This window comes from Gordonia sp. AC31, from assembly GCF_031844505.1.
Lineage (GTDB): Bacteria > Actinomycetota > Actinomycetes > Mycobacteriales > Mycobacteriaceae > Gordonia > Gordonia hongkongensis.
The window spans coordinates 65,204-90,354 of the sequence record NZ_JAUZVK010000015.1; the positions used below are offsets into that span (position 1 = coordinate 65,204).

A 25,151-nucleotide genomic window follows, 5' to 3' on the forward strand; every position below is an offset into this window, starting at 1 on the left:
TTGACAGGAGGACAGGTACCGGTGGCGATGACGGCGGCGGTGAAGGACGAACTCAGTCGCCTGTCGGTGACTCAGGTGAGTTGCCGGAGAGCCGAGGTGTCCGCGCTGCTGCGTTTCGCCGGCGGTCTGCACATCGTCGCGGGTCGCGTGGTGGTCGAGGCCGAGGTGGACATGGGCAACGTGGCGCGCCGACTGCGCCGCGAGATCCACGACCTCTACGGCTACGCCTCGGACGTCCACGTCCTGCGCGGTGGCGGGCTGCGGAAGTCGGCGCGCTACATCGTGCGGATCACCAAGGACGGCGAAGGCCTGGCACGACAGACCGGGCTGCTCGACCTGCGCGGCCGCCCGGTGCGCGGCCTGCCCGCCCAGGTCGTCGGCGGTAGTGTCGCCGACGCCGAGGCCGCCTGGCGCGGAGCATTTCTCGCGCACGGCTCGCTCACCGAGCCGGGCCGGTCGTCGGCCCTGGAGGTCAGCTGTCCCGGGCCGGAGGCGGCGCTCGCCCTCGTCGGCGCGGCCCGACGCCTCGGTGTCACGGCCAAGGCCCGCGAGGTCCGCGGAGCCGACCGCGTCGTCATCCGCGACGGCGAGGCCATCGGGGCGTTGCTGACCCGGATGGGGGCCCACGACACGAGGCTCGTGTGGGAGGAACGCCGGATGCGCCGCGAGGTGCGCGCCACCGCCAACCGCCTGGCCAACTTCGACGACGCCAATCTGCGTCGATCGGCGCGTGCGGCGGTCGCCGCCGCGGCCCGCGTGGAACGCGCGCTGGACATCCTCGGCGACGAGGTGCCCGACCATCTGATCGCGGCCGGACAGCTCCGGATCACCCATCGGCAGGCGTCGCTGGAGGAGCTCGGTCAGCTCGCCGACCCGCCGATGACCAAGGACGCCGTCGCCGGGCGCATCCGCCGCCTGCTGTCGATGGCCGACAAGAAGGCCCGCCAGGACGGCATCCCCGACACCGAATCCGCGGTGACCTCCGAGCTGCTCGACGAGGCCTGACACGGACCTGCGGTGTGCCGAGCAGAGGGTCGCCTACTAGGCTGGTGGCGACGTGGGCGGAGGCGTGACCACTCAGGTGTGCTTCGCTGACCGCTCACGCGCGGCCAGACCGGGCTTGACCACCAGGCCCGACCATGAATACCGCTAAGGAGCACAACTGTGACTGTTCGGGTAGGCGTCAACGGATTCGGCCGGATCGGCCGCAACTTCTTCCGTGCCGTCGAAGCGCAAAAAGCTTTGGGCACCACCGACATCGAGATCGTCGCGGTCAACGACCTGACCGACAACGCGACCCTCGCGCACCTGCTGAAGTTCGACTCCATCCTCGGTCGCCTGTCCGACGACGTCACCCTCGAGGGCGACGACACCATCGTCGTCGGTGAGCAGAAGATCAAGGCCCTCGAGGTCAAGGAAGGTCCGGCCGCCATCCCGTGGGGCGACCTGGGCGTCGACGTGGTCGTCGAGTCGACCGGCATCTTCACCGCCCGCGCCAAGGCTCAGGGACACCTCGATGCCGGCGCCAAGAAGGTCATCATCTCCGCCCCCGCCTCGGACGAGGACATCACCATCGTGATGGGCGTCAACGACGACAAGTACGACGGCAGCCAGAACATCATCTCGAACGCCTCGTGCACCACCAACTGCCTCGGCCCGCTGGCCAAGGTCCTCAACGACGAGTTCGGCATCGTCAAGGGCCTCATGACCACGATCCACGCCTACACCCAGGACCAGAACCTGCAGGACGGCCCGCACAAGGACCTGCGTCGCGCGCGCGCCGCCGCCATCAACATCGTGCCGACCTCGACCGGTGCCGCCAAGGCCATCGGCCTGGTGCTCCCGGAGCTGAAGGGCAAGCTCGACGGCTACGCGCTGCGTGTCCCGATCCCCACCGGTTCGGTCACCGACCTCACCGCCCAGCTGTCGAAGACCGCCACCGCCGAGCAGATCAACGCCGCGCTCAAGGCCGCTGCCGACGGTCCGCTCAAGGGCATCCTGAAGTACTACGACGCACCGATCGTCTCGTCCGACATCGTCACCGACCCGCACAGCTCGCTGTTCGACGCCGGCCTGACCAAGGTGATCGACGACCAGGCCAAGGTCGTGTCCTGGTACGACAACGAGTGGGGCTACTCCAACCGCCTCGTCGACCTCATCGGTCTCGTCGGCAAGTCGCTCTGACCCACCCCCAACGACCTTAGGAGTCAACGCCTCATGGGTGTTCCCACTCTGAAAGACCTTCTGGACGAAGGTGTTTCGGGCAGGGGTGTGCTGGTCCGGTCGGATTTCAACGTCCCGCTCGACGGGTCGACGATCACCGATCCGGGTCGCATCCTCGCGTCCCTGCCGACGCTCAACGCGCTCATCGACGCCGGTGCCAAGGTGATCATCACCGCGCACCTGGGTCGTCCGAAGGGCGAGCCGGATCCGAAGTTCTCGCTGGCGCCGGTGGCCGCCCGCCTCGGTGAGGAACTCGGCCGCAACGTGCAGCTCGCCGGGGACGTCGTCGGCACCGACGCGCTGGCCCGCGCGGAAGGACTCACCGACGGCGACGTCCTGCTGCTGGAGAACATCCGCTTCGATCCGCGGGAGACCGCCAAGGACGACGCCGAGCGCGAGGCGCTCGCCAAAGCGCTGGTCGAGCTCGTCGGCGACGACGGCGCGTTCGTCTCCGACGGCTTCGGAGTGGTGCACCGCAAGCAGGCCTCGGTCTACGACGTCGCCAAGCTGCTCCCGCACTACGCGGGCGAGCTGGTGGCGGCCGAGGTCGACGTGCTGTCCAAGCTCACCGAAGAGGTGACGCGACCCTACGCCGTCGTCCTCGGCGGATCGAAGGTGTCGGACAAACTCGGCGTCATCGAGGCGTTGGCACCCAAGGTCGACACGCTGGTCATCGGCGGCGGTATGGCGTTCACCTTCCTTGCCGCACAAGGGCATTCGGTGGGCTCCTCGCTGCTGCAGGAAGATCAGATCGACGTCTGCAAGAGCCTGCTCGAGCGGTTCGGTGACGTCATCCACCTGCCGGTCGACGTCGTGGTGGCCGACAAGTTCGCCGCCGACGCCGAATCGGACACGGTGGCGTCAGACGCCATTCCCGACGGCTGGATGGGGCTCGACATCGGACCGGAATCGGTGAAGCGATTCGCCGCGGTCCTCTCGGGTGCCAAGACCATCTTCTGGAACGGCCCGTCGGGCGTGTTCGAGTTCGAGAAGTTCTCGGCGGGCACCCGCGGTGTCGCCGAGGCCATCGCCGGTGCGACGGGCAACGGCGCGTTCACCGTGGTCGGCGGCGGCGACTCGGCGGCCGCGGTCCGCACTCTGGGTCTGCCCGACTCCGATTTCTCGCACATCTCCACCGGAGGTGGCGCATCGCTGGAGTACCTCGAGGGCAAGGAACTCCCCGGACTGAAGGTTCTGGAGAGCTGATCCATGGCAACTCGTAAACCGCTCATCGCGGGCAACTGGAAGATGAATCTGAACCACCTCGAGGCCATCGCGCTGGTTCAGAAGATCGCCTTCGCCCTCCCGGCGAAGTACTTCGACAAGGTCGATGTGACGGTCATCCCGCCGTTCACCGACATCCGCAGCGTGCAGACGGTCGTCGACGGCGACAAGCTCCTGCTCACCTACGGTGCGCAAGACCTGTCGGCGCACGACTCGGGCGCCTACACCGGCGAGATCAGCGGTGCGTTCCTCGCGAAACTCGGCTGCACCTTCGTGGTGGTCGGGCACTCCGAGCGTCGCACCCTGCACAACGAGACCGATGAGGTCGTGCTGGCCAAGACGAAGGCGGCGCTCAAGCACGAACTCACCCCGATCGTGTGCATCGGTGAGGGGCTCGACGTCCGCGAGGCCGGCGACCACGTGGCCTACAACGTGGCGCAGCTCAAGGGATCGCTCGCCGGTCTGTCCGCGGCCGAGATCGCTCAGACCGTCATCGCGTACGAGCCGGTCTGGGCGATCGGCACCGGCCGGGTGGCGAGTGCGGACGACGCCCAGGAGGTGTGCAAGGCGATCCGTGAGGCGCTGGCGGAGATCGCCGACGCCGAGACCGCGGCATCGGTGCGGATCCTCTACGGCGGATCGGTCAATGCCAAGAACGTCGGCGACATCGTCGGACGTCCCGACGTCGACGGCGCGTTGGTCGGCGGTGCATCGCTGAAGTCCGACGAGTTCGCGACGCTGTCGGCGATCGCCGCGGGTGGCCCCTTGCCCTGACGGGTCGCACCCACGCGTACACTGTGGCAGGTTGGCCTCTTTTCGGGGGTTGACCTGCCACAGCTGTATGTAGGGGCTTTACGGAAGGGCGTTGCGACTCGTGACTGTGCAAGGTGCACTCGACATCGGATTGATCGTGACCAGCGTGTTGCTGATCGTGCTCATCCTGCTGCACCGCGGCAAGGGTGGCGGTCTGTCGTCGCTGTTCGGCGGCGGTGTCCAGTCCAGCCTCTCGGGCTCGAGCGTCGTCGAACGCAACTTGGACCGGTTGACGATCTTCGTCGGGCTCATCTGGGTGATCTTCATCGTCGGCGTGGGCGTCGACATCAAACTGTCCGGCTAGCCACCGTACGCGCCTCGGGATGCCGCGCCCGTGAGTTGCCGGGATACTTGACGGCATGAGTGAAACCGTCCCCGCGCGGGGAGTCCCGGACTGGCGCCCATCGATCTCCATCGTCGACCACATCGTCGTCGACGACGAGGGCCGAGCACTCACCGAACCCCTACGGGAGGACATCCGCCTTCTCGGCGGAATCCTGGGTGACGTCGTCCGCGAACACTCCGGCAGCGACGTCTTCGACCTCGTCGAAGCCGCCCGCGTGGCCGCATTCCGGGTGCGCCGCAACGAGATCGACCGCACCGAACTCGCCGACATGTTCGTTGATCTGGACATCTCCACCGCGGTCCCGGTCATCCGCGCGTTCAGCCACTTCGCCCTGCTGGCGAACCTGGCCGAGGACATCCACCGTGAGCGGCGCCGCGCCATCCACGTCCGGGCCGGTGACCCGCCCCAGGACAGCAGCCTCGCCGCCACCTACCGCAAGCTCGCCGAGGCGGGTCTCGGCGACGACGAGGTCGGTCGAGCCCTGACCGACGCCGCGGTGATCCCGGTCATCACCGCACACCCCACCGAGACCCGCCGCCGCACCGTCTTCGAGGCCCAGAACCGCATCACCGAGCTGATGCGATTCCGCGGCCGCACCGAGCTGATGCCGGACGAGGACGCGGAGGTCACCGAGTCCATCCGGCGTCAGATCCTGACACTCTGGCAGACCGCCCTCATCCGCCTCGAACGTCTCACCATCCAGGACGAGATCCGTTCCGGGCTCCGCTATTACGACGCCTCGTTCTTCGAGGTCGTGCCCGCCATCAACACCGCGGTACGCACCGCGCTGCGCTCGACATACCCCGACGCCGGACTCGCCGACGAACCGATGATCCGGATGGGGTCCTGGATCGGCGGCGACCGCGACGGCAATCCGTTCGTGAACTCCGAGGTGGTGACCCTGGCCACCACGCTCGCCGCGCAGACCGCAGTCGGACATCACCTGGCCGAACTCGAGAGTCTCGCACAGGAACTCAGCATGTCGGCCCGGCTCATCGACGCCAGCGACACCCTGTTCGACCTCGCCGGGGCCGACGCCGACGACCCGGGGGCCGACGAGCCCTTCCGGCTCGCCCTGCGCTCCATCCGGTCCCGTCTGGTGGCGACCGCCCGGGAGATGTTCGACGACGACTTCCTCACCTCGAGCGACCTCTTCCTCATCGACGGGAAACAGCCGTACGGCGACGCCGCCGAACTCCTCGCCGACCTCGATGTGATCGACGGCGCGCTGCGCGCGAACAACGACGACACGATCGCCGACGACCGGTTGCTCGCCCTGCGAGAAGCCGTGCGCACCTTCGGGTTCCACCTGTCCGGACTGGACATGCGGCAGAACTCCGACATGCACGAGGAAGTGGTCGCCGAGCTGCTCGCGTGGGCGGGTGTGCATCCGGACTATGCGTCGCTCGACGAGACCGAGCGCGTCGAGATCCTCTCCGCGGAACTGCGTGCGCGTCGACCGTTGACCAGTCCCGACGCCGAGCTGAGCGAGCTGGCCACCAAGGAACTCGGAATCGTCCGGGCCGCCGCCAGGGCGGTCGCGACCTTCGGTCCCGCGGCCGTGCCCAACTATGTGATCAGCATGTGCACGTCGGTCAGTGACATGCTCGAGGCGCTGATCCTGCTCAAGGAGGCAGGCCTCTACGACGCGAATGACGGTTCTCCGCGGTGTAGTGTCCGCGTGGTTCCGCTGTTCGAGACGATCGAGGATCTCCAGCAGGGCGCAGCGACCCTCCTCGCCGTTCTCGACGTCCCGTTCTATCGGGCGATGGTCGAGTCCCAGAACGGGATTCAGGAGATCATGCTCGGCTACTCGGACTCGAACAAGGACGGCGGCTACATGGCCGCGAACTGGGCGCTCTACCGCGCCGAGCTCGATCTGGTCGACGTGGCGTCGCGGTCGGGCATCAGGTTGCGTCTGTTCCATGGGCGCGGCGGGACCGTCGGGCGCGGCGGCGGTCCCAGTTACGACGCCATCCTGGCCCAGCCGCCCGGTGCGGTTCAGGGCTCGCTGCGCATCACCGAGCAGGGCGAGATCATCGCCGCGAAGTACGCCGAACCGGTCACGGCGCGGCGCAACCTGGAGACGCTGCTCGCCGCAACCATCGAGTCCTCGCTCCTGGACACCGAAGGCCTCGGCGACGAATCCGATTCGGCCTACGAAATCATGGACGACATCGCGGCGAAGGCGCGAGCCGCGTACAGCCGGCTGGTCCACGAGACCCCGGGATTCGTCGAGTACTTCACCACCTCGACGCCCCTGTCGGAGATCGGTGCCCTCAACATCGGCAGCCGGCCGGCGTCGCGCAAGCAGACCGAGAAGATCTCCGATCTGCGGGCCATCCCGTGGGTGCTCTCGTGGACGCAGTCGCGCGTGATGCTGCCCGGCTGGTACGGCACGGGCTCGGCGTTCGAGGAATGGGTCGGGGACGATCCGGAGCGGTTGGAGACGTTGCGGCGGTACTACGCCAAGTGGCCGTTCTTCCGCACCGTGATGTCGAACATGGCTCAGGTACTGGCGAAGTCGGACATGGGCCTGGCCCACCGGTACGCACAGCTGGTGCCCGACGAGGAGCTGCGCGAGCGGGTGTTCGGGATGATCGTCGACGAACACGAGCGGACGATCGCGATGTGCGCGAAGATCACCGGCACCGACGACCTGCTCCACGACAACGCCGCGCTGAAGCGGTCGGTCTACAACCGCTTCCCGTATCTCGAGCCGCTCAACCTGCTGCAGGTCGAGTTGCTGCGGCGCTTCCGTGCGGGGGAGGACACCCCGATCGTGCGGCGCGGGATCCAGCTCACGATGAACGGCCTCGCCACCGCGCTGCGGAACTCGGGCTAGCGGACGGTCACCGGATGTCGGCGGCGGCCGCGTCGTCGAGGAACCAGATGGTCTCCTCGGTGCCGCGCGCCCCGGCGGCGGGCCAGTCGGCCGGGTCCGCGCCACCGTGTGCGGCACCGACCGCCTCGGCCTTGTCGGCGCCGGCGACCAGGAACCACACCTGCCGGGAACGGTTGACGACGGGCAGGGTCAGGGTGATCCGGCGCGGCGGCGGCTTCGGCGAATCCTCGACGGCGACCACCGACTTCGTGGTCTCCGCGGTGGCCGCAGTGTGCGGGAACAACGAGTTGATGTGTCCCTCACCGCCCATGCCGAGCAGATGGAGATCGAACTCCGGCGCCACGCCGTCGCTCGACCGGCCGGCGAGAATCGCGGCGTAATCCGCGGCGGCGGCCTCGATGTCGTCGCCGAGCGGTCCGTCCGACGGCGCCATCGGGAACACCCGCGACGGGTCGACGGGCACGGTGTCGAGCAGCGCCTCGCGCGCCTGACCCGAATTGCGTTCCGGATCGTCGGCGGGGACGAAACGGTCGTCGCCCCAGTAGATGTCGACCTTGGACCAGTCGATGGTGCCGCTGTCGGCGGCGAGCGCCGACAGGAGGCCGATCCCGTTGCTGCCGCCGGTCAGCACCACACTCGCGACGCCGCGTTCGGCTTGGGCCCGGGTCACGAGGTCCACGAACCGGGTCGCGGCGGTCTCGACGAGTTCCTGCTTGGAGTCGAAGACGAGGGTCTCGGTGGTCATCGGGCGGCAACTCCTTCGGTGTCATCTGTGAACTCGACCTCGGGCACACCCTTGAGTGCTTCGATGTACACCTCGTCGGTGTCGAGTCGTCGTAGTTCCTCCGCGATACACGCGGGAAGTTCACGTCGGCCCATGGCGACGCGTCCATCGGGTTTGCCGGGCATCGTCAGCACGGCGTTGTTCTCCTCGTCGACGGCGAGGATGGTCGGACCCTCGTCGCGGTGGAGTCGGATCTCGAAACTGCCGCGGCGGCGTCGCGTCGGGACGTTCAGGGTGGACCGCAGCCAACCGGCGATCAGGTCCACCGAGGGCGAGTTCTGCGACCCGGTGACCACGACCTCGGTGATCGGGGTGTGCGGCGGCCGGTCGACCGCGGACGCGAGGATCGCGCGCCAGTGGGTGATGTGGGTCCAGGCGAGGTCGGTGTCGCCGGGGGAGTAGGTCTCGAGGCGCTGCGCCAGCACCGCGAGCGAGTCGCCCGCCTTGCTCGCGTCGACGATGCGCCGGTGCCCGAGTTTGCCGAGCGGATCGTCTGCGGGGCGTCGTGGCCCCTTGCCCGGCCACCAGGTGACGACCGGGGTGTCGGGGAGGAGGAAGGGGGTCACCACGCTGTCCGGATGGTCGGCGAGTTCGCCCTGCAGCGACAGCACGACCACCTCGGAGGCGCCGGCATCGCCGCCCACGCGGATCTGGGCATCGAGCCGTGAGTCGCCTTCGCGCACACCGCGATACACGACGATGACGCGGCTCGGGTGCTCGCGGCTCGCGCCGACCGCCGCCTCGATGGCCCCCTCCATCGGCTCACCGAGTTCGACGCACACGACCAGGGTGAGCACGCGACCCAGACTCAGCGCGCCGCCCGCGGCGCGCACCTCGATGATCTTCTTGGCGACCTTTCCGGTCGACGTGTCGGGCAGTTCGACGATCATCGGGAGGCCTCCTGAACGGATCGGACGGTGCGGGCGTACGGACGTCTCGTCACGGCCGACGCCACGCGCGACCCGTGCGGGCCATCATCTCCTCGGCCGAACGCGGCCCCCACGTCCCGGACTCGTAGGTGTCGGGCGACCCCGACCCGGCCCAGTGGTCGAGCACCGGATCGAGGATGCGCCACGACAGTTCGACTTCCTCGTTGACGGGGAACAGCGAGGGTTCACCCAGCAGGACGTCGAGGATGAGACGCTCGTACGCTTCTGGCGAGGCCTCGGTGAAGGCGGTGCCGTAGCTGAAGTCCATGTTGACGTCCCGGACCTCCATGCTCGACCCGGGGACCTTGGAACCGAACCGCAAGGTGATGCCCTCGTCCGGCTGGACCCGGATCACCAAGGCGTTCTGACTCAGTTCCTCGGTCATGGTCTGGTCGAACGGCAGGTGCGGAGCGCGCTTGAAGACCAGTGCGATCTCGGTGACGCGACGGCCCAGGCGCTTTCCGGTGCGCAGATAGAACGGGACCCCTGCCCAGCGGCGGGAGTCGACCTCGAGGGCGATGGCGGCGAAGGTCTCGGTTTTCGAGTCCTTCGCGAAACCCTCCTCCTCCTTGAGGCCCGGCACCTTCTCGCTGCCCTGCCAACCCGGTCCGTACTGACCGCGGGCGGTGTTCTCGTCGATCGGCAGGACGTTGCGCGTCGCGGCGAGGACCTTGATCTTCTCGGCCTGTAATTGCTTGGGCTCGAAGGAGATCGGCTCTTCCATCGCGACCAGGGCCATGAGCTGCAGCAGGTGGTTCTGGATGACGTCGCGCGCCGCGCCGATCCCGTCGTAGTAGCCCGCCCGGCCGCCGAGTCCGATGTCCTCGGCCATGGTGATCTGGACGTGGTCGACGTAATGCGAACTCCACAGCGGATCGAACAACTGATTGGCGAACCGCAGGGCCAGGATGTTCTGGACGGTCTCCTTGCCCAGATAGTGGTCGATCCGGAACACCGACGACTCGGGGAAGACGTTGTTGACGATCGCGTTGAGTTCGCGTGCGGACTCGAGATCGTGACCGAACGGCTTCTCGATCACCACCCGTCGCCAGCTGTCGCCCGTCGGCGTGGCGAGACCGCTGCGCTCGAGCTGCTCGCAGACCGTCGGGAAGGCCCCCGGCGGAATCGACAGGTAGAACGCGTGATTGCCGTCGGTCCCGCGTTCGACATCGAGCGACTTGAGCGTGTCGCGCAGCCTGTCGAAGGCGGCGTCGTCATCGAATGCGCCCTGCACGAACCGGAATCCCTCGGCGAGGCGTTCCCACACCTCTTCGCGGAATCCGGTCCGTGCGTGTTCACGGACGGCGTCGTGGACGATGGCGCCGAAGTCCTCGTCGGTCCAGTCGCGCCGAGCGAAGCCGACGAGGGCGAACGACGGTGGCAGGAGGCCGCGGTTGGCGAGGTCGTAGACCGCCGGCATCAACTTCTTGCGGGCGAGGTCGCCGGTGACCCCGAAGATGACCAGGCTGCATGGTCCCGCGATGCGCGGCAGCCGTTTGTCCTGCGGGTCACGGAGCGGATTGGTCCACGAACCGGTCCCGGTTGACTCCTCGCCTCCCGCCACCTGGGGTCAGCCCTTGTTCGCCGCGGACAGTTGCTCGGCGGTCGCGCTGAGCAGGTCGTTCCACGCGTCCTCGAACTTGCTGACGCCCTCGTTCTCCAGGACCAGGAAGACGTCGGTCAGGTCGACGCCCACGGCGACGAGCTTGTCGAAGATCTCCTGCGACTCGGCGGCGAGACCGATGATGGACTCGGTGTTCACCCAGCCGTGGTCGGCGAAGGCGTCCATCGTCTTGCCCGGCATCGTGTTGACCGTGTTGGGCGCGACCAGTTCGCTCACATACAGGGTGTCGGGGTAGTCGGGGTTCTTGACGCCCGTCGACGCCCAGAGTGCGCGCTGCGGGCGGGCGCCCTTGGCCAGCAGCTCGGGGAACCGGGACTCGACCTCGAAGACCTGCTGGTAGGCCGAGTAGGCGAGACGGGCATTGGCCAGTGCTGCCTTGCCCTTGAGCTCGGTGGCCTCCGGGGTGCCGATGGCGTCGAGTCGCTTGTCGATCTCGGTGTCCACCCGCGACACGAAGAACGAGGCGACGGAGTGGATGCGGGAGAGGTCGTGGCCGGCCTGGGCGGCGGCGTCGAGGCCGTCGAGGTAGGCGGCGATGACCTTCTCGTAGCGCTCGACCGAGAAGATCAGCGTCACGTTCACGCTGATGCCCTCGGCGATGACCTTGCTGATCGCGGGGAGCCCGGCCTCGGTGGCCGGGATCTTGATGAGCAGGTTCGGCCGGTCGACGATCTTCCACAGCTCGACGGCCTGTGCCACCGTGGCGTCGGTGTCGTGGGCGAGGCGCGGATCGACCTCGATCGACACGCGTCCGTCGACGCCGTCGGTCGACTCGTAGGTCGCGGCGAGCACGTCACAGGCGTTGCGCACGTCGTCGGTGGTGACCGTCCGGATGGTGGCGTCGACGTCGGCGCCCCGTGCGGCCAGTTCGTTGACCTGGTCGTCGTAGGCATTGCCCGACGACAGCGCGGCCTGGAAGATCGACGGGTTGGTGGTCACCCCGACGACCGACTTGGTGCTGATGAGTTCGGCGAGGTCACCTGAGCTGATCAGGTCCCGGGACAGGTCGTCCAGCCACACCGACACTCCGGCGGCGGACAATTCGGCGAGCTTCTCGTTCTGGGTCACCATTCTCTCCTCTTCGGGTTGTGGTGCGCTCAGCCGGCGACAGCGCGCTCGGCGGCTGCGGTCACGGCCTCGGCGGTGATGCCGAACTTCGTGAACAGCACCTTGTAGTCGGCGGAGGCGCCGAAGTGCTCGATCGAGACGATCTCGCCGCCGGCGCCGACGATGCGGTACCAGGGCATGGCGATGCCGGCTTCGACGGCGACGCGCGGAACCGACGGCGGCAGCACGTGGTCGCGGTAGCCCTGCGGCTGCTCGTCGAACCACTCGACACAGGGCATCGAGACGACGCGGGCCTTGATTCCCTTCTCCGCCAACGCCTTCTGCGCGTCCACGGCCAGGTACACCTCGGAACCGGTGCCGATGAGTACGACCTGCGGGTCGCCTTCGGAATCGCTCAGGACGTATCCGCCGTTGGCGACGCCCTGCGCCGAGGTGCCCTCGAGGATCGGGATGTTCTGGCGGGTGAGCGCCAGGCCGACCGGGTGGTTGCGGCGGGTCAGCAGGTGCTGCCAGGCGTACGCGGTCTCGTTGGCGTCGGCAGGACGCACGACGTCGAGGTTCGGGATCGCCCGCAGTGCGGCGAGGTGCTCGATCGGCTGATGGGTCGGGCCGTCCTCGCCGAGGCCGATCGAGTCGTGGGTCCAGACGTAGATCGGATCGATCTCCATCAGTGCCGCGAGGCGCACGGCGGGACGCATGTAGTCGGCGAACTGCAGGAAGGTACCTCCGTAGGCGCGGGTCGGCCCGTGCAGGGCGATGCCCGAGAGGATCGATCCCATCGCGTGCTCACGGACACCGAAGTGCAGGGTGCGGCCGTAGGGGTTGGCCGACCACTTCTTGGTGCTGATCGAGGTCGGTCCGAACGACGGCTCGCCGTCCATGGTGGTGTTGTTGGAGCCGGCCAGGTCGGCCGAACCGCCCCACAGCTCGGGCAGCACGGGCGCGAGCGCGCCGAGCACCTTGCCCGAGGCGCTGCGGGTCGCGACATCCTTGTCGCCGACGTTCCAGCTGGGCAGCACGTCGGTCCAGCCCTCGGGCAGTTCGTGGGCGGTGAGCCGGTCGAACAGCTTCTTGGCGTCGGGGTTCTTCTCCGCCCAGGCATCGAACGACGACGTCCACGCCGTGCGCTCCTCAGCGCCGCGGTCGATGAGCTTGCGGGTGTGGCCGATCACCTCGTCGGTGACCTCGAAGTTCTTCTCCGGGTCGAAACCGAGGACCTTCTTCGTCGCCGCGACCTCGTCCTCACCGAGCGCCGCGCCGTGGGCCATACCGGTGTTCATCATGTTGGGGGCGGGGTAGCCGATGATGGTGCGCAGACAGATGATCGACGGCCGGTCGATGACCTGCTGGGCCGCCTCGATCGCCGCCTCGATGGCGACGATGTCCTCGCCGCCCTCCACGGTCTGCACGTGCCATCCGTAGGCCTCGTAGCGCTTCGCGACATCCTCCGACAACGCGATGTCGGTGTCGTCCTCGATCGAGATCTGGTTCTGGTCGTAGAACACGATCAGGTTGCCGAGCTGCTGCGTTCCGGCCAGCGAGCTGGCCTCGGAGGTCACACCTTCTTCGATGTCACCGTCGGACGCGATGACATAGATGTAGTGGTCGAACGGACTCTTTCCCGGGGCCGCATCGGGGTCGAACAGGCCGCGCTCGCGTCGGGCTGCCATCGCCATGCCGACCGACGAGGCCAAACCCTGACCCAGGGGACCGGTGGTGATCTCCACACCGCGCGTGTGGCGGAACTCCGGGTGGCCGGGCGTGAGGGAATCCCAGGTACGCAGCGCCTCGATGTCGGAGAGCTCGAGACCGAACCCGCCGAGGTAGAGCTGGATGTACAGCGTGAGGCTCGAATGACCGCACGACAGCACGAAGCGGTCGCGGCCGGCCCAGTCGGTGTCGGTGGGGTCGTGGCGCATCACCCGCTGGAACAGGGTGTAGGCGAGGGGAGCGAGGCTCATCGCGGTGCCGGGGTGCCCGCTTCCGCACTTCTGCACTGCGTCAGCCGCCAGCAGCCGGGCCGTGTCGACGGCGCGGGTGTCGAGTTCGGTCCAGTCGTCCGGGTGGCGGGGGGTGGTCAATGCGCGGATCTCGTCGGTGTCGGCCACGATGCTGATTGTCTCCTGTGCCTGCTCGGTGCTTGTGTACTCGGTCCGTCTCGGACACATGGCGATCGGTACCCGGGGCGATCGGTACCGGGGCCATCCGTCTTCGGGCAACCGACGATCGTCGGCGTGTATGAGTCCAGAGTAATCGGCGCCGGGCCCGAGCTGCGCGCCGACCGATGGTTACCGGCGAGTTCAGGTGTCGTCGCCGGTCGCGGTGCCGCAGCCGGCGTCGCCATGCCTCGATTCACGGTTCGCAAAGGCAAACGTCTACCATGCTCTGTAGTAGCCCGCGGGCGTCTGTGCGGGCGGACGAGGAGTGTTCGTGAGGATAGGGGAGCGTGTGAGCGGGGACAGTTCCGCCGCATCTCACTCGACCGACACCGCATCGAATCCGCAGGTATCGACCGATCCGGTCGCACCGGGAGATCAGTCGTGGGCCGGGCGCGTGCGTGCGACGGTGCTCGCCTACATCGCACTGACCAAGCCGCGTGTCATCGAGTTGCTTCTCGTCGCGACGATCCCGGTCATGCTGCAAGCCGATCGCGGTCACGTCGACATCGCGGTCATCGCGTTCACGCTGATCGGCGGCTGGCTCGGTGCCGGCAGTGCCAACACCCTCAACATGGTCGCCGACGCAGACATCGACAAGAAGATGAAGCGCACCGCCCGGCGTCCGCTGGCCCGCCGCGCGGTCGCGCCGCGGAGCGCGCTCATCTTCGGTCTCGCGTTGTGGGCGGCGTCGTTCGCGGTCCTGTACTTCGCCGCCAACCTCCTCTCGGCGCTGCTGGTCTCGGCGACGATCCTGTTCTACGTCGGGGTCTACACGCTGATTCTCAAGCGTCGGACCTGGCAGAACGTGGTCTGGGGCGGCGCCGCGGGCTGTATGCCGACCCTGGTGGGTTGGGCCGCGGTCACCGGGTCGCTGAGCTGGCAGCCGATCGTCCTCTTCGCGGTCATCTTCTTCTGGACGCCGCCGCACACCTGGGCGCTGGCGATGCGCTACAAGGAGGACTACAAGGCGGCCGGTGTGCCGATGCTCCCGGTCATCGCGACCGAGGAACGCGTCACCCGCCAGATGCTGATCTACACGGTTCTCACCGTGGTGACCTCACTGCTGCTGATCCCGGCGACGAGCTGGATCTACACCGTGATCGCGCTGACCGCCGGCGGCTGGTTCCTGGAGCGGGTGACCAAGCTGTACCGCGACACCAAGCGCGGTGCCGAGGTGGCACCGCTGAAGGTGTTCCTACAGTCCAACGAGTACCTCGCCATCGTGTTCTGCGGACTCGCGATCGACGCGGTCGTCGGACTGCAGACCATCTCGTCCTACTTCTGAGCGCGGCTCACGTCCCGGCCGGCAACAGCACCGTCGAACCCGTGGTGACACGTGCCTCCAGGTCGGTGTGTGCGGCAGCCGCGTCGGCCAATCGGTAACGCTGGCCGACGCGCACCTCGACACTGCCGTCGACGATCGCCTCGAAGTACTCACCGGCCCGGCGGTTCAGTTCGTCGGCCGTGTCAGTGAAGTGCGCCAGTGTCGGCCGCGTCACCGACAACGACCCCGCGGCGTTGAGACGCTGGAGGTCGAACGGCGGAACCGGCCCGCTCGCCGCCCCGAAGAGCACGATGATCCCCCGGACCGCGGTCGACGCCAGCGACTGCTCGAAGGTGTCGGCGCCGACGCCGTCGTAGACCACCGGCACGCCGCGCCCGTCGGTGAGGTCGCGGACGCGGGAACTCAGGTCCTCTCCGTAGCGCAGAACGTGATCCGCCCCGGCGGCGCGCGAGAGTTCCGCCTTCTCATCGGACGAGACCGTCGTGATGACCGTCAGTCCGCGGCGCTTGGCGAGCTGGGTGAGGATCAGTCCGACACCGCCGCCACCGGCGTGCACGAGGATCGGATCGCCGGCTTGGGGATGAGCACTCCCGTCGAGGAGATAGTGCGCGGTGAGACCGCGGAGCAACGACGAACCGGCCACCGCGTCGTCGACCGCGTCGGGTACCGGGACCGCCTTCGAGGCCGGGACCGCGACAAGCTCGGCGTACGAACCCGGGGCCGCACACCAGGCGACCCGCTGACCTTCCTGCAGCGACGTCACATCCGAGCCGGTCGCGACGACGACGCCCGCGCCCTCGGTACCGGGGATGTAGGGCGGTGTGGAGGGGTACAGGCCCCGGCGCAGATAGGTGTCGATGAAGTTCACGCCCACCGCTGCGGTCCGGACGATCACCTCGTCGGCGGCCGGGATGGGATCGTCGACACTGCCGAAGGTCAGGACGTCGGGTCCGCCGTGGCGGGTCACCTGGATAGCTCGCACGACACCGTTCTACACGCCGGGATCGCCCCGGTATGCTGACCCCCATGACGAACACCACCGACGACGAGAAGTCGGGCACACAGCAGAAGGTCGAGGCGCCCACCGAGGTCGTCGCCTCGGTACGCAAGTTCGTCGAACGCGAAGGTGGCAGCGCGAAGGTCGTCCTCCAGGCGATCGGGGACGCCGGTGTGCGGATCACGCTCGTCGGCGACGCCAACGGCATCCTCGGGGACCGGGTCGTGCCCGACCTCGCGACCGCGCAGGCCGTGGTCGACGCCGTCGACGGTCTCGAGATCGCCGAATGGGACCGTGACCTCACCTCGGAGACCACGGTGTCGACGTCGCACTACCGCAAGATGGCGGGTTGGGTCGCGCGGCAGAAGCGCTTCCCGCGTGCGCGCAACCGCGCCATCCTCTGAGGCCGGAGTTCGATCAGGCAGGCTCGCGCAGCGGGTCTGCCTTTTTCGTCGCCGGATCCTTGACGATCGGGTTCCGCGCGATCAGGAGCTGCCAGGTGGCGCCGATGAGCAGGACCGCACTGCCGAACATGTGCGCGATGACGAGGGCGATGGGCAGATCGGTGGCGAACTGCACGAACCCGATCAGGCCCTGGAGCAGCAGGAGCAGCATGAACACCACTGCCGAGCGCTGTTGCGGCCGTGCGAAGACCCGTGCGTAGACGAGGGCCGCGATCGCGAGCCCGACGAGGGTGAAGACGGCGTCGGCGTGCAGCTGTGTCGCGTTGCCGGGGTCGAGACCGTTCCGCGGGGCGTCCACATCGCCGGCGTGCGGGCCGGAACCGGTCACGACCGTGCCGAGGTAGATCGTGCCCCAGGTGACGAGATAGACCAGCCAGGCGAGGTAGATGCCGAGCCGGCGCGTGGCGGTCGAGGGGGCGTCGGCATCGGGCGCGGTGGGCGTCGGATACGGACGCATCCGGTAGACGAGCACGGTGGATGCGGAGACCAACGCCATGGACAGCAGGAAATGCAGCGCGACGACCCACGGGTTGAGCTGGGTCAGGACCGTGATCCCGCCGATCACCCCCTGGAACGGGATACCGAGCGCGATGAGGGTGACCAGCCACTTGTCCCGGCGCGCCGCTCCGGCCGACCGCAGGACGGCGACCCAGGTCGCGATCGCGATGACGATCAGCACGAAGGTGAGCAGACGGTTGCCGAACTCGATCGCGCCGTGCATGCCCAGTTCGCCGTGCGGCACGAACGACTCGTCGGTGCACCGCGGCCAGGTCGGGCAACCGAGGCCCGAGGCGGTCACGCGCACGGCGCCGCCGGTGACCACGATGCCCACGTTCGAGACGAGCAGGGCGATGGCCCAGCGATGCACGAATCGTGCCGTCGGCCGGCCGAAGCCGGGGACGAACCGCCACGGACCGGTCAGCGGCCGGCGCGCGTCGCCGGCGGCCGCGGCATGATCGCCCGACCGGGCCGTGGCCGGGGCGTTCGAAGTATCGGATGTCATCGGAATCGGAACCACCTCACCGCCAAGGTGCCGGCCACCGCGGCCCACACCAGCAAGACACCCACCCCGAAGGCGTCGAACGAACCCTCCGAGGCCATCTCGAGCGCCTCGCTCAGTGCCCCCGACGGGATGCACCGCGCGATCCAGTGCACGGCGTCGGGGATGTTGGAGTCGACGACGACGAGACTGCCGAGGCCGATGAACGCGAACCACAGCAGGTTCGCCAGTGCCAGCACGACCTCGGCCTTCAAGGTGCCGCCGAGCAGCAGCCCGAGAGCCGCGAAGCACGCGGTGCCGACCGCGAGGACCACCGCACCGATGAGCAGACCGACGGGGCTCGGTCGCCAGCCGAACGCGGCGCCGATCCCACCGAGGATCACCGACTGCAGCGCGACCACCACGAGGACCGCGATCGACTTGCCGGCGATGATGCCCCAGCGCGGTATCGGCGTCGCGCCGAGGCGTTTCAGCGCGCCGTAGCGACGGTCGAAGCCGACGGCGATCGCCTGTCCGGTGAACGCCGTCGACATCACCGCGACGGTCAGGATCGCCGGGACGAACAGCGCCGCCCGCTCGGCGGGGCCGTCGCCGAACCCGGTGTCGATCGGCAGCAGGCACAGACCGACGAGCAGCGTGATCGGGATGAACATCGTGAGGAGCAACTGCTCGCCGTTGCGGAGCAGGAGCTTGAGTTCGAGGCCGCTCTGCGCGGCGATCATCGCCGGCAGCGACGCCGCCCGGGGAGCGGGGCGGAACAGGCCGTCGGGGAATGTTCCGGCAGCACGGTCGGCGGGGCGGGGGAGCCCGGTGGGTGCGGATGAGGTCACGGTCGAAGGGTCCGTCCGGTGAGATCGAGGAAGACGTCTTCGAGGCTGCGGGTCTCCACGCGCAGATCGGTCGCGAGGACGTTGATCTTGGCGCACCAGGCGGTCACCGTGGCCAGCACCTGCGGCGTCATCGGACCGATGACCAGATACGAGCCGGGGGTGGCCTCCGTGCAGTGGTAGTCCTCGGGCAGGGCCAGCACCAGCATCGACAGGTCGAGTCCACGTGGTGCGGTGAAGCGCAGTTCGTTCTCGGCGCCGGTGCTGGTGAGGTCGGCGGGTGTCCCGTCGGCGACGACGTGGCCGTGATCGATGATCGCGACGTGGTCGGCGAGTTCCTCGGCCTCGTCCATCAGATGAGTCGTGAGCAGGACGGATGCTCCGTCGGCCCGGAGCCGGCCGATGAGTTCCCACACGACAAGGCGGGCGTGGGCATCGAGTCCGGCGGTCGGTTCGTCGAGGAAGACCAGTTCGGGGCGGCTGACGACCGCGCAGGCGAGGGCCAGGCGCTGCTGCTGGCCACCGGACAGACGTCGGTAGGACGTACGACGCACCTCGGTCAGCCCGAGTGCGTCGAGCAGGAAATCGGGATCGATGGGATCGGCCGAATACGCGGCCACCAGGCCCAGCATCTCCTCGGCCCGGGCTCCCGGGTAGGCGCCACCGCCTTGCAGCATGACGCCGATGCGGCGCCTGAGCGCGTCGTTGTCGGCGATGGGATCGAGACCCAGGACGCGGACACTGCCGGCGTCGGGTGCGGTGAAGCCCTCGCAGATCTCGACGGTCGTGGTCTTGCCCGCGCCGTTGGGACCGAGCAGGGCGAGGATCTCGCCGCGTTCGAGGGTGAGATCGAGCCGATCGACCGCGGTGCGATCACCGAAGCGCTTGATAAGACCGCGGACCTCGACGGCCGCCGCAGTGGCGGCCGGGGTGCCGGCGGAGGCGGCTGACCCGGGATCGCGGAGCCGACGATCGTTCACCCGATCGTCGTCGTTGATCTGCCGAGAGGTCGTGCTGCGCACACTGGTCAGACTAGGCGCTCGGAGCCCAGGGACGAAAAGCGGTGACCGGGCACACGGCGCATGCGCTCATCGTCGTGCCGACGCCGACCCGGCCGTCGCCTCGTCGTCGTCCGACACGGGCCCGCGGCGGCGTCGCCGACGGGGCGCGCGGTCCTCGAAGAACAGGGCGGTGAGAACCGCGACCATGATCACACCGGCCAGAAGTCCTTGTGCCAGAACCACTCCGCTCGTGTTGGAACTCGTGGGCATCACCACGATGGCGATGATCGCCGACGCCGCGATGGTGGAGATCCGGAACCAGGCGCCGGTGGCCCACGCGGCCAGCGGGATCACGGCCCACAGGAGGTACCAGGCCTGCACGAACGGGAAGAACAGCACGACTGTGGCCATCGACACACCGAGTGCGCCGAGTGGGTGGAGCCGGCCGCCGAGCGTGGCGAGCATCCACCGGACGATGAACAGGGCGGCGACGAGCTGGCCGATGGGCCGGGCCACCTCGAGGATCGCCTGCGTGTGCTCACCGAGGCCGAGGGTGACACCGATCCGGCCGGTGGTCACCGACAACAGGGTCGGCATCGACATCCACGAGCGGACGATCTCGCCCGTCGACAACGTGCCCGTCCAGCCGAAGCCGAGCCCGGTGCCGAGGGAGATTCCCATCATCACGATGCCCAGGACCACCACGTAGAAGGCCGCCGACGCGCTCAGCATGTACACCGACCACCGGGAGCGACCCCACCATTCCCGGATCGGCGTGTGGCGGAGCACGGGCAGGGTGGCGCCCCACCGCATGGCCAGGGCGATGCCGACGAAGCCCAGGGCGAGCATCGAGGTGACCTTGATCATCGCCGACGCCGCGAGCACCGCACCGCCGCCGATGAGCAACCAGCCCGCTCGGGTGGGGACGAGGGTCCCGGGTCGGCGGAGTCGTTCGGCGCCGTAGATGGCGCGGAAACTCAACTCGAGACCGACCAGCATCAGGCCGAGCATGAGGGCCTCGTTGTGGATGCCCCCGACGAGATGCAGGATGACCAGCGGGTTCATCGCGCCCAGCCAGAGTGCGGCCACCGACGAGACCCCGCAGCGGCGGGCCAGGCGGGGGAGTGCCCAGACGATGAGCGCGACGCCGATCAGTGCGACGACACGGTGCAGGAAGATCGCGGCGGTGATGTTGTCGCCGGTGACCTTGGTGATGCCCTCGCCGATCCACAGGAAGAAGGGGCCGTAAGGCGCGGGGGTGTCACGCCAGAGGTTGGGCACCGACCTGGTCAGGATGTGGTCCACGCCGAGTCCGCGGACCGGACTGACCGAGTACGGATCCATGCCCCGGAAGGCGATGGCGCTCTGCGCGAGATACGAGTAGATGTCCTTGCTCAGCAGCGGCGGCGCCACGATGATCGGGGCGATCCACAGCATGAGGGTCCGGTCGGCCTGGCGGCGGCTCATACGGCGCTCCGGGCTCCGGCCGTGGCGGACCTCGATGCTGAACCGGCCGACTGCGAACCGGCCGAGCAACAACCACGCGACGACCAGGGTGATCGCGCCGCCGATGGACAGCGCGAGGGCGGTGCCGAACATGCGTGACGGCAACGACAGGACGCGCATCCCGGCAACGGGGTTCTGCAGTACGGGTACCGCACCGGTCCCGAGGGCGCCGATGAGGATCAGTACCGAGCCGGTGGCGCCGAAGAGCTTGATCCGGCGGAGCCGGCGGGTCTCCTCGGCGTTGAGCGGGCCGACCTCGCGCTCGTCGTCGTGTAGGCGGGCCACGGTCTTGCCGTAGTCGCCGGGTTCGGCGCCGGCAGCGGCAGGGCGCTGTTTGCGCAGTCCGAGATAGTCGAGCAGGGCGACCAACCGGGTCCACACGAGTCCGAAGTAGTCCGGCACGCGGCGCGGAGCTGTGGTTTCGGGCACACGACGACTGTAATCGCCGGGCGTGGTGGCCTCTCGACCCCCTGCGATAAGGGCACCCTTGCTGGCAGTAGGGAAGTAATTACGTCACACTCGTGTTGTGAAAACCATGCGGAACGATGTTGTGCTGCCTTCTGGCAGTGCCGGCGCCGTGCCCTCCGCTGGTACGGGTGCCGGAGTGACCGGCGGTGTCGACGCGCACCATGACGGTCAGACCCGGGAGGCCGTGGTCACCCTGCTCGTCGAAGACGGCCCGCTCACCGCCGGCGACATCGGCGAGCGCCTCGGCATCTCGGCGGCCGGCGTGCGTCGCCATCTCGACGCCCTGACCGGCGCCGGGGACATCGAGGTCGCCTCGCCGGGGTTCGGTCAGCGAGGCCGGGGCCGACCAGCCAAGTACTTTCAGCTCACCGCTTCCGGACGCGGCAAGATGCGCCACGCCTACGACGACCTGGCCGGTGCGGCGATGCGTAAGCTGCGTGATCTCGGCGGCACCGACGCGGTCGCCGAGTTCGCCCGCGAGCGCGTCGAACGCATCGTGGCCGGCGTCCGTCCCAGCACCGGCCCGGTGACCGTCGCCGACACGGTCGACGAGATCGCCGACGCGCTCACCAGCGCGGGGTACTCGACCAACACGCGTCAGGTCGGGACCGGCATGCAGATCTGCCAGCACCATTGCCCGGTGGCGCACGTTGCCACCGAGTTCCCGGAGCTGTGTGAGGCGGAGACCGCGGTCTTCACCGAACTGCTCGGCACGCACGTGCAGCGTCTGGCGACCATCGCCAACGGTGACTGCGCCTGCACCACCCATGTGCCGATCCACCCACCGCCGGGTGGGACCACCGAACACCGACCCGGGGCCGTCGCGGACCCCGATATGCAGCCCGTATCGCCCCGCGCCACCCCGAACCAGACACCGACCGCCACGACAACCCGAAAGGCCACGCGATGACTGTCACCGATCCGGCCACCCCGACCCCAGCGGCGCCCCTCACCCAGGAGGAGACGATCGCCGCCCTCGGCAAGTACGGCTACGGCTGGGCCGATTCCGACGTCGCGGGCGCGAGCGCCAAGCGCGGACTGTCCCCGGCGGTCGTCGCCGACATCTCGGCGAAGAAGAGCGAGCCCGAGTGGATGCTCGAGCAGCGCCTCAAGGCCCTCAAGATCTTCGACAAGAAGCCCATGCCCGGCTGGGGTGCGGGGCTCGAGGGCATCGACTTCGACAACATCAAGTACTTCGTGCGCTCCAGCGAGAAGCAGGCCGCCACGTGGGACGACCTGCCCGAGGACATCAAGAACACCTACGACAAGCTCGGCATCCCCGAGGCGGAGAAGCAGCGTCTCGTCTCCGGTGTCGCGGCGCAGTACGAGTCCGAGGTCGTGTACCACTCGATCCGTGAGGACCTCGAGAAGCAGGGCGTGATCTTCCTCGACACCGACACCGCGCTCAAGGAGCACCCGGAGATCTTCCAGCAGTACTTCGGGACCGTCATCCCGGCGGGCGACAACAAGTTCTCCGCGCTCAACACCGCGGTGTGGTCGGGTGGGTCCTTCATCTACGTGCCGCCGGGTGTCCACGTCGACATCCCGCTGCAGGCCTACTTCCGGATCAACACCGAGAACATGGGCCAGTTCGAGCGCACGCTGATCATCGTCGACGAGGGTGCCTATGTGCACTACGTCGAGGGCTGTACCGCGCCGATCTACAAGACGGACTCGCTGCACTCCGCGGTCGTCGAGATCATCGTGAAGAAGGGCGGCCGCTGCCGCTACACGACCATCCAGAACTGGTCGAACAACGTCTACAACCTGGTGACCAAGCGCGCGAAGGCCGAGGCCGGTGCGACCATGGAGTGGATCGACGGCAACATCGGTTCCAAGGTCACCATGAAGTACCCGGCGGTCTGGCTGACCGGCGAGCACGCCAAGGGCGAGGTCCTCTCGGTCGCGTTCGCGGGTGAGGGCCAGCACCAGGACACCGGTTCCAAGATGGTCCACCTCGCGCCGAACACCTCGAGCAACATCGTCTCCAAGTCGGTGGCCCGTGGCGGTGGCCGGGCGTCGTACCGCGGTCTGATCAAGATCAACAACGGCGCGCACGGCAGCCGGTCGACGGTGAAATGCGACGCGCTGCTGGTGGACACCATCTCGCGCAGCGACACCTACCCGTACGTCGACATCCGCGAGGACGACGTGACGATGGGCCACGAGGCGACCGTCTCGAAGGTCAGCGACGATCAGCTCTTCTACCTGATGAGCCGCGGTCTGACCGAGGACGAGGCGATGGCCATGGTGGTCCGCGGCTTCGTCGAGCCGATCGCCAAGGAACTCCCGATGGAATACGCGCTCGAGCTCAACCGCCTGATCGAGCTCCAGATGGAAGGAGCTGTCGGCTGATGGCCGATCCCACATTGCCCGTGACCACTCCCGGCTCGGCGGCGCCCGTCGTCAACAAGGGCGAGATGTTCACCTCGTTCGACGTCGACGCCTTCGAGGTGCCGAGTCCCCGCGAGGAGGCGTGGCGGTTCACCCCGTTCCGTCGCCTCCGCGGGTTGCACGACGGGTCCGCGCAACGGACCGGCGAGGCCGGCGTAGAGGTTGCCGGGGCCGTCGAGGGTGTGACCGTCGAGACCGTCGGTCGCGACGACAAGCGGCTCGGTGAGGGCGGCGTGCCGTTCGACCGTGTTGCCGCGCAGGCGTATTCGTCGTTCACGCAGGCGACCGTGGTGACCGTCGGCCGCGAGGTCGAGCTCGCCGAGCCCGTCACCGTCACGGTCACCGGTCCCGGCGAGGGCGAGACCGCCTTCGGCCACACCCAGATCCGGCTCGAGGCGTTCGCGCGCGCCGTCGTCGTCCTCGATCAGAAGGGCAGCGGCACGTTCGCGGAGAACGTCGAATTCGTCGTCGGCGACAGTGCCGCACTGACCGTCGTGAACATCCACGACTGGGAGGACGACGCCGTCCACGTCGCGACGCATCACGTGCGTGCCGGCCGTGACTCCGTGGTCCGCCACTTCGCGATCAGCTTCGGCGGCAACCTGGTTCGGCTGTCGCCGATCGTCCACTACGACGCGCCCGGTGGCGACGTCGAGATGTGGGGTCTGTACTTCGCCGACGCCGGCCAGCATCTCGAGCAGCGACTCCTCGTCGACCACAGCCAGCCGCACTGCCGCTCGAACGTCGTCTACAAGGGCGCGCTGCAGGGCGACGTCTCCGGCGATCGCAGCCGTGAGGCCCACACCGTGTGGGTCGGCGACGTGCTGATCCGCGCCGAGGCCGAGGGCACCGACACCTTCGAGCTCAACCGCAACCTGGTGCTCACCGACAACGCGCGCGCCGACTCGGTGCCGAACCTCGAGATCGAGACCGGCGAGATCGTCGGCGCCGGACATGCCAGCGCCACCGGCCGTTTCGACGACGAGCAACTGTTCTACCTGCAGGCCCGCGGCATCCCCGAGGACCAGGCCCGACGCCTCGTCATCCGCGGCTTCTTCGGCGAGGTGATCGCCAAGATCGGTGTGCCCGAGCTGCGCGAGCGTCTCTCGGCCGCGGTCGAGCAGGAACTCGAACTCGCCGGCGCCTGACCGTCGACCACCCTCGCCATACGAACGTCCCCAGCCCGGAGAAAGA

General features: G+C 68.3%; 21 protein-coding genes. 11 read left to right on the plus strand and 10 right to left on the minus strand.

Features of this window, described 5'->3' with window-relative positions; translation table 11 throughout:
- Positions 1–27 precede the first annotated feature (27 nt).
- From whiA to ppc, 6 genes are all read left to right on the plus strand, one after another.
- Positions 28–1,005: a DNA-binding protein WhiA gene (gene whiA / locus Q9R39_RS17605; protein ID WP_174316851.1), complete on the plus strand. Its 978-nt coding sequence runs from the start codon at positions 28–30 to the stop codon at positions 1,003–1,005.
- A gap of 159 nt (positions 1,006–1,164) precedes the next feature.
- Positions 1,165–2,184, plus strand: a complete 1,020-nt coding sequence (gene gap / locus Q9R39_RS17610) for a type I glyceraldehyde-3-phosphate dehydrogenase (RefSeq protein ID WP_058250365.1) — start codon at positions 1,165–1,167, stop codon at positions 2,182–2,184.
- Positions 2,185–2,217: 33 nt separating this feature from the next.
- A complete protein-coding gene (locus tag Q9R39_RS17615; protein WP_058250366.1) occupies positions 2,218–3,429 on the plus strand; it encodes a phosphoglycerate kinase in 1,212 nt (403 codons plus the stop codon).
- A gap of 3 nt (positions 3,430–3,432) precedes the next feature.
- Complete coding sequence (gene tpiA, locus Q9R39_RS17620; protein ID WP_058250367.1) at positions 3,433–4,221, plus strand: triose-phosphate isomerase; 789 nt, start codon at positions 3,433–3,435, stop codon at positions 4,219–4,221.
- 106 nt (positions 4,222–4,327) lie between these two features.
- A complete protein-coding gene (gene secG / locus Q9R39_RS17625; protein ID WP_010841002.1) occupies positions 4,328–4,564 on the plus strand; it encodes a preprotein translocase subunit SecG in 237 nt (78 codons plus the stop codon).
- A 55-nt stretch (positions 4,565–4,619) separates the two neighbouring features.
- Entirely contained in the window at positions 4,620–7,451 is a 2,832-nt protein-coding gene (gene ppc, locus Q9R39_RS17630) for a phosphoenolpyruvate carboxylase (RefSeq protein ID WP_311277891.1), read from the plus strand.
- 7 nt (positions 7,452–7,458) lie between these two features.
- Here the strand turns inward: ppc and pgl are convergent, their stop codons facing one another.
- From pgl to tkt, 5 genes are read right to left on the minus strand one after another with little or no spacing between them, the layout of a single operon-like run.
- Entirely contained in the window at positions 7,459–8,196 is a 738-nt protein-coding gene (gene pgl / locus Q9R39_RS17635; protein ID WP_058250369.1) for a 6-phosphogluconolactonase, read from the minus strand.
- Complete coding sequence (locus Q9R39_RS17640; RefSeq protein WP_058250370.1) at positions 8,193–9,125, minus strand: glucose-6-phosphate dehydrogenase assembly protein OpcA; 933 nt, start codon at positions 9,123–9,125, stop codon at positions 8,193–8,195. The genes pgl and Q9R39_RS17640 overlap by 4 nt, the downstream gene beginning before the upstream one ends.
- A gap of 49 nt (positions 9,126–9,174) precedes the next feature.
- Positions 9,175–10,728, minus strand: coding sequence for a glucose-6-phosphate dehydrogenase (zwf, locus tag Q9R39_RS17645; protein WP_058250371.1), 1,554 nt, complete (start codon positions 10,726–10,728; stop codon positions 9,175–9,177).
- A gap of 6 nt (positions 10,729–10,734) precedes the next feature.
- Positions 10,735–11,856 carry a transaldolase gene (gene tal, locus Q9R39_RS17650; RefSeq protein ID WP_058250567.1) on the minus strand — a complete coding sequence of 374 codons (1,122 nt, stop codon included), beginning with the start codon at positions 11,854–11,856 and terminating at the stop codon, positions 10,735–10,737.
- A gap of 29 nt (positions 11,857–11,885) precedes the next feature.
- Positions 11,886–13,964 carry a transketolase gene (gene tkt / locus Q9R39_RS17655; RefSeq protein ID WP_058250568.1) on the minus strand — a complete coding sequence of 693 codons (2,079 nt, stop codon included), beginning with the start codon at positions 13,962–13,964 and terminating at the stop codon, positions 11,886–11,888.
- A 340-nt stretch (positions 13,965–14,304) separates the two neighbouring features.
- On the opposite strand from tkt, the gene Q9R39_RS17660 reads away from it, so the two are divergent.
- Positions 14,305–15,300: a heme o synthase gene (locus Q9R39_RS17660; RefSeq protein ID WP_078112378.1), complete on the plus strand. Its 996-nt coding sequence runs from the start codon at positions 14,305–14,307 to the stop codon at positions 15,298–15,300.
- Positions 15,301–15,307: 7 nt separating this feature from the next.
- Here the strand turns inward: Q9R39_RS17660 and Q9R39_RS17665 are convergent, their stop codons facing one another.
- Positions 15,308–16,282, minus strand: coding sequence for a quinone oxidoreductase (locus Q9R39_RS17665; protein WP_078112379.1), 975 nt, complete (start codon positions 16,280–16,282; stop codon positions 15,308–15,310).
- A 32-nt stretch (positions 16,283–16,314) separates the two neighbouring features.
- Between Q9R39_RS17665 and Q9R39_RS17670 the strand changes: the two genes are divergently transcribed.
- Positions 16,315–16,701: a hypothetical protein gene (locus Q9R39_RS17670; RefSeq protein ID WP_058250374.1), complete on the plus strand. Its 387-nt coding sequence runs from the start codon at positions 16,315–16,317 to the stop codon at positions 16,699–16,701.
- Between the two features lie 13 nt (positions 16,702–16,714).
- On the opposite strand, the gene Q9R39_RS17675 is transcribed toward Q9R39_RS17670, so the two are convergent.
- The 4 genes from Q9R39_RS17675 to mptB all read right to left on the minus strand — a co-directional run bounded on the left by Q9R39_RS17675 (position 16,715) and on the right by mptB (position 21,497).
- Entirely contained in the window at positions 16,715–17,764 is a 1,050-nt protein-coding gene (locus Q9R39_RS17675; protein ID WP_058250569.1) for a heme A synthase, read from the minus strand.
- Positions 17,761–18,591: an ABC transporter permease gene (locus tag Q9R39_RS17680; protein WP_058250375.1), complete on the minus strand. Its 831-nt coding sequence runs from the start codon at positions 18,589–18,591 to the stop codon at positions 17,761–17,763. The genes Q9R39_RS17675 and Q9R39_RS17680 overlap by 4 nt, the downstream gene beginning before the upstream one ends.
- On the minus strand, positions 18,588–19,568 hold the full coding sequence (locus Q9R39_RS17685; RefSeq protein WP_396275683.1) for an ABC transporter ATP-binding protein: 981 nt from the start codon (positions 19,566–19,568) through the stop codon (positions 18,588–18,590). The genes Q9R39_RS17680 and Q9R39_RS17685 overlap by 4 nt, the downstream gene beginning before the upstream one ends.
- A 108-nt stretch (positions 19,569–19,676) precedes the next feature.
- The gene (gene mptB / locus Q9R39_RS17690; RefSeq protein WP_078112381.1) at positions 19,677–21,497 is read right to left on the minus strand and encodes a polyprenol phosphomannose-dependent alpha 1,6 mannosyltransferase MptB; all 1,821 of its coding nucleotides are present in this window, start codon (positions 21,495–21,497) and stop codon (positions 19,677–19,679) included.
- 133 nt (positions 21,498–21,630) lie between these two features.
- Between mptB and Q9R39_RS17695 the strand changes: the two genes are divergently transcribed.
- Genes Q9R39_RS17695 through sufD form a run of 3 tightly spaced genes read left to right on the plus strand, consistent with a single transcriptional unit; the run spans position 21,631 to position 25,105 of the window.
- Positions 21,631–22,473 (plus strand): metalloregulator ArsR/SmtB family transcription factor, encoded by an 843-nt coding sequence (locus Q9R39_RS17695; protein ID WP_078112382.1) that lies wholly within the window; start codon positions 21,631–21,633, stop codon positions 22,471–22,473.
- Complete coding sequence (gene sufB / locus Q9R39_RS17700) at positions 22,470–23,918, plus strand: Fe-S cluster assembly protein SufB (RefSeq protein WP_058250379.1); 1,449 nt, start codon at positions 22,470–22,472, stop codon at positions 23,916–23,918. The genes Q9R39_RS17695 and sufB overlap by 4 nt, the downstream gene beginning before the upstream one ends.
- On the plus strand, positions 23,918–25,105 hold the full coding sequence (sufD, locus tag Q9R39_RS17705) for a Fe-S cluster assembly protein SufD (RefSeq protein WP_078112383.1): 1,188 nt from the start codon (positions 23,918–23,920) through the stop codon (positions 25,103–25,105). The genes sufB and sufD overlap by 1 nt, the downstream gene beginning before the upstream one ends.
- Positions 25,106–25,151 lie beyond the last annotated feature (46 nt).